11 protein-coding genes are annotated in these 11,231 nt (G+C 48.8%); 6 read left to right on the top strand and 5 right to left on the bottom strand.

Annotated elements, in window-relative coordinates:
- The 3 genes from Q0413_RS07190 to Q0413_RS07180 form a co-directional block, all read left to right on the top strand.
- Window positions 1-233 (top strand): aryl-sulfate sulfotransferase (locus Q0413_RS07190; RefSeq protein ID WP_298988310.1); only part of this gene is annotated, 233 nt, incomplete at its 5' end.
- Between the two features lie 129 nt (window positions 234-362).
- A complete protein-coding gene (locus tag Q0413_RS07185; RefSeq protein ID WP_298988309.1) occupies window positions 363-1,217 on the top strand; it encodes an aldo/keto reductase in 855 nt (284 codons plus the stop codon).
- A gap of 259 nt (window positions 1,218-1,476) precedes the next feature.
- Entirely contained in the window at window positions 1,477-2,130 is a 654-nt protein-coding gene (locus Q0413_RS07180) for a thiol:disulfide interchange protein DsbA/DsbL (protein ID WP_298988308.1), read from the top strand.
- 347 nt (window positions 2,131-2,477) lie between these two features.
- On the opposite strand, the gene Q0413_RS07175 is transcribed toward Q0413_RS07180, so the two are convergent.
- The 4 genes from Q0413_RS07175 to Q0413_RS07160 are packed head-to-tail and all read right to left on the bottom strand — an operon-like array spanning window position 2,478 to window position 6,138.
- Window positions 2,478-3,158, bottom strand: a complete 681-nt coding sequence (locus Q0413_RS07175) for a response regulator (protein WP_298988307.1) — start codon at window positions 3,156-3,158, stop codon at window positions 2,478-2,480.
- 1 nt (window position 3,159) lies between these two features.
- Complete coding sequence (locus Q0413_RS07170) at window positions 3,160-4,809, bottom strand: sensor histidine kinase (protein WP_298988306.1); 1,650 nt, start codon at window positions 4,807-4,809, stop codon at window positions 3,160-3,162.
- A 39-nt stretch (window positions 4,810-4,848) separates the two neighbouring features.
- Window positions 4,849-5,472 carry a protein-disulfide oxidoreductase DsbI gene (gene dsbI / locus Q0413_RS07165; RefSeq protein ID WP_298988305.1) on the bottom strand — a complete coding sequence of 208 codons (624 nt, stop codon included), beginning with the start codon at window positions 5,470-5,472 and terminating at the stop codon, window positions 4,849-4,851.
- A gap of 9 nt (window positions 5,473-5,481) precedes the next feature.
- A complete protein-coding gene (locus Q0413_RS07160; RefSeq protein WP_297942509.1) occupies window positions 5,482-6,138 on the bottom strand; it encodes a thiol:disulfide interchange protein DsbA/DsbL in 657 nt (218 codons plus the stop codon).
- Window positions 6,139-6,379: 241 nt separating this feature from the next.
- Between Q0413_RS07160 and Q0413_RS07155 the strand changes: the two genes are divergently transcribed.
- On the top strand, window positions 6,380-8,227 hold the full coding sequence (locus tag Q0413_RS07155) for an aryl-sulfate sulfotransferase (RefSeq protein ID WP_298988304.1): 1,848 nt from the start codon (window positions 6,380-6,382) through the stop codon (window positions 8,225-8,227).
- Between the two features lie 370 nt (window positions 8,228-8,597).
- Here the strand turns inward: Q0413_RS07155 and menA are convergent, their stop codons facing one another.
- Window positions 8,598-9,500 carry a 1,4-dihydroxy-2-naphthoate octaprenyltransferase gene (gene menA / locus Q0413_RS07150; protein WP_298988303.1) on the bottom strand — a complete coding sequence of 301 codons (903 nt, stop codon included), beginning with the start codon at window positions 9,498-9,500 and terminating at the stop codon, window positions 8,598-8,600.
- 173 nt (window positions 9,501-9,673) lie between these two features.
- Here menA and Q0413_RS07145 point away from each other — a divergent pair, with 173 nt between their 5' ends.
- Window positions 9,674-10,504: a pyridoxamine kinase gene (locus Q0413_RS07145; protein WP_298988302.1), complete on the top strand. Its 831-nt coding sequence runs from the start codon at window positions 9,674-9,676 to the stop codon at window positions 10,502-10,504.
- A gap of 40 nt (window positions 10,505-10,544) precedes the next feature.
- On the top strand, window positions 10,545-10,673 hold the full coding sequence (locus Q0413_RS07140; RefSeq protein ID WP_298988301.1) for a hypothetical protein: 129 nt from the start codon (window positions 10,545-10,547) through the stop codon (window positions 10,671-10,673).
- Window positions 10,674-11,231 lie beyond the last annotated feature (558 nt).

Here is an 11,231-nt window from a genome sequence, read left to right as displayed (position 1 = left end):
ACTTCTATAGCGCGGTTACTAGCAACGTGGAGTGGCAAAAGGATAAAAGCACGTATTTCATCTCAAGCTCGAACGTCTATCTGCTAAAACCTGATAAGACGATCAAAATGGTGCTCGTGGAGATCGATCCGAAAACAAACGACATAAAACTTGAAATGGACGTGGAGTCTGCGTCTAGAGACGACGTAGCCTACCGCGCGATGGTGATCGATTCGAATATTTTTGATTATTAAAAATTTTGCAGTGGGTTGAAATTTGGCTTTTAAATTTCACCTACTGCTTTGGTGCGGATAGAATTTTGCAATTAAGCGCGAAATTTTAAATTTTTATATAAGATGAATTTTTTTAGCAAAGGAGCAAAAATGGAATTTGTAAGCTTAAACGACGGCAACAAGATGCCGATTTTAGGATTTGGCGTATTTCAGGTAGATCCGAAAGAGGCTCAAAGATGCGTCGAGGATGCGATCTCGGTCGGCTACCGCAGCATCGATACGGCAAAGGCGTATTTCAATGAAGAAAGCGTAGGCGCAGCAATTAAGACGGCTCTTGCAGGCGGGCTAAAGCGCGAGGAGCTGTTTATAACTACTAAGCTTTGGATCAGCGACGCAGGTGAGGAGCGCGCGCTAAAGGCCTTTGATGCGTCGATGAAAAAGCTAGGGCTTGATTACCTTGACCTTTATCTCATTCATCAGCCATATGGCGATATTTACGGCTCGTGGCGAGCGATGAAACGTTTGCGCGATGAGGGCCTTGTTCGCTCTATCGGCGTTAGCAACTTCTACGCTGATCGGATCGTTGATCTGTGCGAAAACAGCGGCGTCATCCCTGCGGTAAATCAGCTCGAGTGTCATCCGTTTTATCAGCGTGAAGCGTTAAAACGCGTACTTGAGGGCTACGGCATAGCATTTGAATCATGGGCTAGTTTCGCCGAGGGTAAAAACGATATATTTAAAAACGCCGTAATAAGTGGCATCGGTGAAAAATACGGCAAAAGCTCAGCTCAGGTTATTTTGCGCTGGTTAATTCAGCGCGGCATCATCGTCATTCCAAAAAGCGTGAAAATAGAGCGAATGAAGCAAAATTTCGATGTTTTTGATTTTACGCTTGCGCCTGATGATATGGCTGCTATCGCTGCGCTAGATACTGATAAGACGCTGTTTTTCGATCACGCAGATCCCGAGCGCGTAAAGTGGATAATCCACGCCTTTGATAAATAAAATTTATTAAATTAAAGCGGATTGCATGCTTTAAAATTAAGCCGCGAGCGTGCAATCCTTGCTATTAAATTTGAGTTTGAGCGAGATCAGAGATAGAGCTTGTGGCGATAAATTAGCCCGCTTGCTCAAGCGGTGTTGATGGTGTAGCCTGCTTTTTTATATATTTTTCTGTGGGAAGCCGCCTTGCCTTTGTCCGCTTTAATCTCAAATTTACCCTTTCTTTTATACAATCTTTAAAATTTACCGTAAAGGAAATTCGATGAAAACGATCTCCAAGATTATACTAGCTCTAGCCGCCGTTTGCTTGATTAGCGTAGGTGCAAACGCGCTAGAGGAGGGCGTTAATTATCAAGTGTTGCAAAAGCCGCTAAACGTGCCGAAAAACAGCGTCGTCAAAATTTTTAACTACGAGTGCCCGCACTGCTATGCGTTTGATAGGACGGTCACGCCGCAGCTGATGAAAAAGCTCGAAGGGACGGAGTTTTTGCCGTGGCATCTAAAGACCAAGGGTGTTTTCGGACAGACGGCGAGCGGTATATTCGCAGCACTTATCGTGCTTGATGAAAAGGACGATGTGAGTCCACTAAGCGATGAGTCAAAATTTAAAAAGGCGAAATTCGCGATTTACAAAGCGATCCACGACAAAAAGGACAATTTTGGTGGCGGCAGTGATAAACAAAGGTTCATCAAAACCGCGCTGGATGCCGCGGGCGTGAGCATGAGCGAATATGAAGCGGCGCTTGCCAGCAAAAAGGCACAGGCTCTGCTTGCGCAGTGGGACGCGGGCTACGAGGTCGCGGTGATTTCAGGCGTGCCGGCATTTGTCGTCAGCGGCAAGTATCTCTTAAACACCTCTTCGTTCGGCTCCGTCGATGAAATGGCCGCCGCGGTAAAGGAGCTGCTGGCGAAATAGGTCTTGTCGCATTAAATTTAACCGCGCCAAAGCAAACTTTGTTTTATGCGCCGCGTTAATTTAACCGTAGCAGCGAGGCTTCCAGTAAATTTTATCGCTAAGCAGTACGGCACGATAGCGACTAAATTTTACGTTTTCGAGGCACGAGTTTCGGCGAGTAAAATTTGAGCTAAAATTTACAAATTTGACTTCAAAATTTGAACGTAAAAAGTCAAGGCGAAGTATCGCGAGATGGATTTAAGGGTTGCGACGTAAAAATTTAGCGTGGGCTGGACAAGGTAGCCCGCCGAGCTAAATTTTTACTAGCTCCGTTAAAGACGCTCGCGAGGCAAGCCGCAAAGTTAAATTTACTCGCCGCTTAGCAGTATATATCCACTTTCACTGATGTTTTTAAATTTAACTCCCAGCTCCCGCTTCAGCCTTAGCACGACGTTTTGTATCGCGCCCTTGCTCGTTTGCTCGCCCTCGTAGACGAACTCCTCGATCATCTCGTAGCTCACGAGCTTGTTTAGATTATACGCGAAGAGCCAGAAGAGCTTGTTTTGCAAAAACGAAAGATAAATTTCTTCGCCGTTTTTGTAGATCTTTTCTTTGGCGAGATTTATACTGGTTTGCGGGCCCAGACGCACGAGCTTTTCGTCCTTTTCGTAGGTTAGAGCCACGAGCAGGCGGCAGAGCGCGGCGATATCGACGGGCTTTTTTAGAAACGACGCCGCGCCGTGCTCGATGCTTTTGATGAGATTGTCGTCGGTGTCGTAGGAGGTAAAGACGATAAATTTTTGCGCGGGCTTTATGCGCATCATCTCCTTCATCATCTCAAAGCCGTTCATCGCGGGCATGTGGATATCGGTGATGACGACGGCGGGAGCTAGCTTTTTAAAGCGCTCCAGCCCCTCCAGCCCGTCGCCCGCGCCCCAGACGCTTAGGCAGTAGGGCTTTAGCCCGCCTATTAGCAGCTCCCTTGCGATCTCGTCGTCCTCGACGATGAGGACGCTTAGGTCTTTAAGTAGCCTCAAATGCTCTTGCATCTCACTCCTTTAAATTTGTCTCAAAGCTCAGCTCAAACGTCGTCGGATCGCCCGCGCTTAGCAGTTTGATGTCGCCTGCGAGCTTCTCGTTTGCTAGCTTTTTGCCAAAATACAGCCCGATGCCGCTTCCTTGCTTTTTGGTGGTTTTTGGCTGGGTTAAAATTTTATCCCGAAGCTCCTTGCTCACGCCGCTGCCGTAGTCCGTGACGGCTATCTTGCACGTGCCGTTTTCAAATTTGACATCGATAAAAACTTGCCGCTTGGCGATTTCGTCTTTGTATCGCTCCACGACCGCGTCCTTGGCGTTGTGAATGAGGATGAGTAAAATTTGCTGCACGATGCCCATCCGCTGCATGGCCTCTTCGTCTTTAAACTCGCGCAAGCTTACCGTGACGTTTGCCTTGCTAAGCTCGGTGTGCATTAGCTTTAGCAGGTCTTTTATGCAGCGCTGCACGCTAAATTTTTGCGGGCTGTCGCTGCTTTTATAAAAATTTCTAAAAATCTCGATCGTATCGCTCAAAAGCACGGTCGCGGCTTGGCCTTTTTGCAGCATACTCTCTAGCGTCGCGGCGTCTAGCTTGCCGTCTTTTTGTAGCATGAGCAGGCTTGAGATCATCAAATTTAGCGAATTAACAGGCTGGATAAACTGATGATTTATGCCGCTGATTAGCTCGCCCGCCTCGCTCATACGGGCTTTGTGCTTAAGCAGGGCTTCGTAATCGTCTTGCAGATTTTTGATTTTTGAGTACATAAAGTTATGGAGGAAATTCACCACCAGTGCTAGCGCCGCGAACGCAAAAAGCAGAGTAAGGGCGTTTTTTAGCGCGGAGTTAAGCAGTGCGGCGAGCTCCTTTTCGTTATCGGTGCCGGCTCCTATGAACCAGTTTAGCGTGGGGATCTCGGCGACGGAGATGAAATTTGAGCCGATATTTAGGCTCGTGATATCTTCGCCCCGCAGGAAAAGCTCTTTAAATTTATCCTCGATCTGTTTTTTTAGCGCCGCATCCTTCATCGGCGTTAAAATTTCGCCGCCGTGGGTGACGATAAAGGCGTAGGAATCGGGCGCGAGCTTAAATTTTTCCATATTTTTTAGTATGTTTTGCAGCTTCACCACGCCGCAAAACACCCCCGCAAACGAGCCGCCGTCCATGACGGGCACGCATAAATTTAGCGTCGGCTCGCCTAAGATTTTATGGCGCTGCATAAAATTTACCGTGGGTGCGAGCGTGCTTTTGGTCTCCTCAAACCACACAAGTCCCGTGCGCAGGCTCTTTGGCATCGCTTCGTCGCCCTCTAGCTCCTTGCCGTCGACGAATATTTCTCCGTCTTCGCGCAAAAACTGCAAGGCGTCAAATTCTGCTGAGTTTTCTTTAAAAAGTCGTATGAAGTCGCCCAGTTTTTCGCCGTCTTGCGAGATGCCCGCATTTTCTATAAATTTAGCCGCGCGCACCAGCGAGTGCAGCCGCTCGTCCAGCCAAAACGAGAAATTCCCGACCATATTTTCGCTAGCGGCGATCTTGTTTTTATCCGCGAGCGCCACGATCTGCGCCTTGGCGTCCTCGTAGTTTTTCACGCCCAAAAGCACCACGAAAAGGCTTGCGAAAATGATGATGAAGTAAATTTTAAAATTATGCTCGCGTAAGGCTTTCATGCGGCGAGTATAGCAAAATCGGTCTAAATTTAGACCGATTTAAGCTTTTTTCAGAGTTAAAATTTTGCAAATAAACATCGTGGCGAGCACGACGAAGCAGACTCCAAAGCCGATTAGCGTGCAGTCGGCCATCGACATAAATTTGCTTGACGGGATCAGGTACCAGCCGTCCTCGTAAAGATCGACGAGATACTTCTGAAAGCCGCTTAGCGTGACGCCCTCGGGTACTAGCGGATTATCGTAGCCGCAGTCGCCCGTAGGCAAGAACCAATCGGGCGCCCACCGCTCAAGCGGCAGGCCGAACGGATAGTGCGGCTCGGTCGAGTAGCCCTGCACGCCGAACGGATCGTCTCCGTGGACGGCGTCGTGGATCTTGGCGAGCTTGACGCTATACATTATGCCCTGGATCGCGCCCCAAAAGGCTAGCAGGTAGCCTGCGAGCGCGAGGAGTAAATTTTTAGGATTTATGATCGCGATGAGGCCTCCCAGCGCCATGCATAAAAAGGCAAAGCGGATATAGACGCACTGCTCGCAAGGCGGCATATAGACGTAGTTTTGAAACAGCGAGTGCGCGAGGATAACAAGCCCCGCGCTCACTGCTACGAGGATCGCCCACGGCAGACGACTATCTGCGAATTTCGCTATTTTTTTCGCAAATTTCATGCCCGTGCCCTATTTTTTGAGCAGCTCTTCGATTAGCTGCGCCATGCCGTCGATGGAGCTGATGGACTTCGTCATGATGAGGTATTTGCCGTTTACGACAAAGGCCGGCACGCCCTGGATCTTGGCTACGTCGTAGCTCTCGTCCCATTTTTTAAGCAGTTCGGCGACCTTTGGATCCTCCAGCTTTTTTTGATAGTCCGCTTCGCTGATACCCGCCGCGTCAAGCCCCGTCTTTAAAAACGCAGCCTCGTCCTTGCCGTCGCTCCAGCGCTGCTTTTGATCGTGATAGGCCTTGTAGTAGGCAAATTTAGCCTTTTTAAACAGCGAGTTTTCATCTAGCAGGCTCACGCCTTTTTCCTCGTCCATCACGGCTAAAACGGCAAAAATTTTACTCGCCGCCTCGCCGTATTCGCCCTTGGTTTTTAGATGAAACGGCACGTATTTTAGCCCCGCGACCTTTTCTACGACCTTCGGCGTGACGGTTTTGTCGTATTTGTAGCAAAACGGGCATGCGTAGCTAAAGACCTTAACCAGTGTGTTTTGCTCTACGGGTAGCGGCTTTTGCAGCTTTACATAGTCCTCGCCCTCGGTAAACGCGGCAGCGCTTATGGCGCCAAACATCGCGACTGCTAGAAAGCCTTTGCTAAATTTAGAAAGTAGGTTCATGGAGTGCTCCTTAAAATGATTTTGTTTGCGTTAATTTTATATCCTCTCGCCGCCGCAGAACTCACGCTAAGATAAATTTTAGATTAAATTCGTAAAATTTAGGCTAAATTTTAGCGGAAAATATAAAAATTTGAATTATTTTTTGGATTTAAGCTATTTATAATAATAGCGTGATTTTCACGTTAGAAAGATTTACTAAAATTACGGCAATGAAACGATTTATCATTATAAAGGAGAAAAGATGAAAAGAACTCTCTCGTCAGTCGCCCTAGCTGCGGCGTTACTGGGCGGTCTAAGCACGGCCGCGCTAGCTATCGGCGGACCTAGCGGCGCGCACATAGATTATGGCATCCCGGGCAAGATCGGCGAAGTAGTCGTAAACCCATACGACATCGCGCCTCTAACGGCAGTGATCAAAAACGGCGGCTACACGCTAGCAAACGCCAAAGTCACTATCGTGCCAAAACCGGGTGGTCAAGTTATCAGCTATAAAGTCGCCGACAAGCACCTTCGCACGCACGGCGGAATCCCTGTTTTTGGACTTTACCCTGACTATCAAAACACCGTCGAGGTCGAGTATGATAAAATTTACAAGGACCAAACAGAGCACATAAAAGAAATCTATAAAATTTACGCTCCGGCGATCTATTTAGAAAGCTCTGGTATGCCGTCTCAAAAGGGCGCATTGTTTGATAAAATCGAGGTCGTAAAGGCTCCGAGCGCGAAATTTGCCAACCGCCTCTACTACGTAAATAACTTCGTAAACAAAACGGGCAAGGGCACCAAAGTCGTGTGGAACAACCCCGCAGGCGGCGCGATCGAGTGGAACTACAGCCCGAACAACTTCATCCTAGACACCAAAGGCGAGGTGCGCTGGTATATGGAGCCGAGTAAAATTTACGACCTCAAGCAGCCCTTTAGCGCGGGCGTCATGATGGGCTTTAAGCAAAATGACGACGGCGCGATGACATGGGGATATGGCCAAAGATACGCCAAATACGACATAATGGGCCGCGAAATTTTTAACCGCGAGCTACCTGCGGGATACAACGACTTCTCGCACTCGCTAGACGTGGCGCAAAATGGGCATTATTTCCTCCGCGCGGCAAACGCCAACTATAAACGCGCCGACGGCAAAAACGTCCGCACCGTGCGCGACGTCATCGTCGAGGTCGATCGCGACGGCAACGTCGTGGATGATTTTAGATTATATGAAATCCTAGATCCGTACCGCGACATCGTGCTAAAAACGCTCGATCAGGGCGCGGTGTGCTTAAACATCGATGCTAAAAAAGCGGGCCACACTGCGAGCTCGGACGAGCTAGCCGCGATGGATACGAACGAAAAATGGGGCGACATCGTGGGCTCGGGCCCCGGACGCAACTGGGCGCACGTAAATAGCGTGGATTATGATCCAAGCGACGATAGCATCATCATCTCCAGCCGCCACCAAGACGCCGTCATCAAGATCGGCCGCGACAAAAAGATCAAATGGATAATGGGCGCGCATAAGGGCTGGAAGGATCAGTTTAAGGGCTACTTGCTCCAGCCGGTAGATAAAGACGGCAAAAAGATCGTCTGCGAGGACGAGTACTCAAAATGCCCGGGATATGAGAGCGAGACGGGCGGATTTGACTGGCAGTGGACGCAACACACGGCATTTCGCATCGATAGCAAGTCCAAAAAGGGGCTCGTTTATCTAACCGTCTTTGACAACGGCGACACCCGTGGCATGGAGCAGCCTGCGATGGCGGGCATGAAATACTCCCGCGCGGTCGTTTATAAAATCGACGAGAACGCCAAGACCGTCGAGCAGGTCTGGGAGTACGGCAAACAGCGCGGCAGCGAGTGGTACAGCTCTGTTACATCGCTCGCGCAGTATCAAGACGATCTAGATAGCGTAATGGTTTACTCCGCGGTTGCCGGCATGCAGTTTGATATCGCCAAAGGCCGCCCGGTTGGCGTACCTAGCCCTCACATCAACGAGTTTGAATGGGGCGCAAAAGAGCCGTCAATCGAAATCAAAATGACCAACGCGATGGGCTATCAGGCGTTTCCGTTTAGCCTAGAAAAGGCGTTTGAGAAGTAAAATTTAAAATTTAGCGGCCCTGAACAGTGCGTCCCGGGGCCGCTTTATTTTAATCTACGGCCAAATTCTACACATCCACTGGGCGGTTTCATATAATTCATAAAATTCTAGGTTTACAGTACCGATTTTGGCGCAAGACGGTGCGCATCCAAAGCGAGTAAATTAAAGCTGAGCCGCTTGCGTAGGTTTGGCATTAAGTGGCAGGGCGGTGCGTGAAATTTAGTAAATTTTAGCGCCATTATGGCGCAAGGGGAGCGCTTGATCAGCATTTGCAGTCAAATTACCGCCGCGTGACGCGTGGAGTGTTTTCTGCGCGCGAGAGAATTTTGCTGCGGTGCCGACGTAAATTTTATCTACGCGGCATTTAAATTTAGCCTAAAATTTCCCCGACGAAAAACAGCGCCGACATCGCAAATGTGCAGAGTGCGACTACCTTTAGCTGCCCGTCGAAGTCGCGGCATTCCCGAACTTTTGAGATGAAAAAGAGGTGCCACACAAGCGGCGCAAAGCTAGCTATGTAGAGTAGTTTTACGCCTGAATCTCCGCGCAAAAGCGAGTAGCAGAGCATTAGCCCCGCTCCGCCCGCGATTAGCGCGTAGTGGTAGCACTTGGCCGCGCGCAGTCCGATACGCACGGGGATCGTGCGCTTGCCTTTGAGCGCATCGTTTTGTACGTCGCGCATATTATTTAAATTTAGCACGGCGGTGCTTAGCATCCCGCACGCGCACGCAGGCAGCAGCAGCGCCGCATAGAGCGAACGCGCGTATAAAAAGTACGAGCCAAGTACGCTAAGTAGTCCAAAAAACAAAAACACGAAAACGTCGCCGAGCCCCAGGTATCCGTATGCGCCGGCTCCCACGGTGTAGCGGATCGCGGCATATATCGACGCGCCGCCCAGCGCTAAAAATAGCAGCACGAGATAAAACCGCTCGCCAAACGCCAAAACGCTCAGCGCGAGGCTGCAAAGCGCTGAAAGCAGCGCCGTAGCGACGATGACGCGCTTCATATCGGCCGCGCTCATCTGCCCCGTTTGGATCGCGCGGCGCGGCCCCAGCCTGCCATCGTCGTCGGTGCCCTTTACCGCGTCGCCGTAGTCGTTGGCATAATCGCTTAGCACCTGAAACAGCAGCGTCGTAAGCAGCGCCAGCGCAAAAATATCCGCTCTAAATACGCCCGCGCCGTATGCCGCGCCGCTACCGAGCAACACGCCCGAGACGCTAAGCGGTAGCGATCTGAGGCGAGCTGATGCGTAAAGAGCCTTTGCGGTTATCATTTTTTTGCCTTTTTAAATTTATACGCCGAATTTGCGGCGAACTCAATTTAAAATTTAGCGGAAAAACGCCAAAAATATTATAAATTTAGACTATTCGTAGAGTAAATTTTATTTAAATTCGCCTTTTTAATATAAATAGCGGTAAAATAGAGCCAAAAATTTTAGGAATTGTGATGAAAAAAGTTCTTACCGTTCAAGATATATCCTGTGTGGGCAAGGTTTCGCTGACTGTTGCATTGCCGATACTAAGCGCAATGGGGATGAGCACAAGCGTGATCCCTACGGCGGTTTTATCGATGCATACGGGCTTTTCGGGCTACACCTTTTGCGATCTAAGCTCTCAAATACGCGCGATCATGGCGCACTGGAAAGACCGCGGAGTGGTATTTGACGGCATCTACACGGGCTTTTTGGGCTCGGCAGCACAGATCGAGATTATGAGCGAGCTATTTGCGAGCTTCGGCGGCGCGGGCAAGACCATTTTGGTCGATCCTTGTATGGGCGATAACGGCGTATTTTATCCTGGCTTTAACGAGGATTTTGCCCGTATGATGGCGCTTCTGTGCGCTCAAGCCGACGTCATTACGCCCAATATCACCGAGGCCTGCGCGATTACAGGCGTGCCGTACCGAGAGGATGCGGATAGGGATTTCATCATGGATCTGCTTGCAAGGCTTCGAGAGCTGGGCGCTAGACAGGTTATTTTAAAGGGCATCGGCTACATTGCCGATCAGTGCGGGGTTTTCAGCTACGATGCACGCACGGGCAGGACGAATGAGTATTTTCACGAGCTGCTGCCGGTCAAATTTAACGGTACCGGCGATATTTTTGCCGCCGTAGCCTTCGGCGCAATAATGCGCGGTAAGTCGCTGGAAACGGCGGTTCGTATCGCTGCGGACTTCGTCGTCAGCACTATCAAAGAGACGATGAGCGACGAGGAGCGCAAGGACTACGAAGGGGTCGATTTCGAAGCGATAATTCCCGAGCTGGTGAGGAAAATCTAAGTTCTAGACGGATTTGGAACTCGCCGCGCGGACAGAGGATTTGTGGGAGAACTTTGAAATTTTACCGCAAAAGGAAATTCCTAAATTTCATCTGCGGCGTGAAATTTTAAAATTTCAAAATTATGTGTCGTGTGAGGCATGGAATTTTATAGGCGACGTGGAATTTTAGAATTTATGCATTGCACGGGCTTATAATTTTATCTCCTGCATAGAATTTTAAAATTTGCATCGACGTAAAGATGCGAAATTTATCACTAGCGCGGAATTCTAAACGCAAGGCTGCAGTGAATTTATCTGTTTGCGAGCTTGAGCTGCATTTTGAAATTTCGTACAAAATCTGCTTAAAATTTTATTCCTGCAAGCCGTGTGCTATGCACTTATAAAATAATCTCAAAATTTATGAGTAAAATTTAGATTAAAATCCATATCGATGTCACGCAGTTATAGTTTTTGGTATAGAATTTACACGATGAGTTTATGGCACGAATTTTATTTGAAATTTCGCTTTAAAAATCTAAAATTTGCGCGGTGAAATTCCATCTGCGGCGGAAAGCTATCGCGTGAAATTTTGCGGCTGCTGCGTTTTGTGATATAGGCAAAATGCGCACCGAGCGTGAAATTTGACAGCAAATATTGTGGAAAAATTCTATTATTTATCGCGTAGCGGTAGAGCTTTACTGCGCGAAATCAAGCAGAATTCCGCGCATAAGTCTATAGCCGAAATTTA

The organism is uncultured Campylobacter sp., from assembly GCF_938045465.1.
Lineage (GTDB): Bacteria > Campylobacterota > Campylobacteria > Campylobacterales > Campylobacteraceae > Campylobacter_B.
The sequence above is the reverse complement of the archived record's forward strand: the minus strand, read 5'-3'. Positions and strand labels throughout refer to the sequence as shown.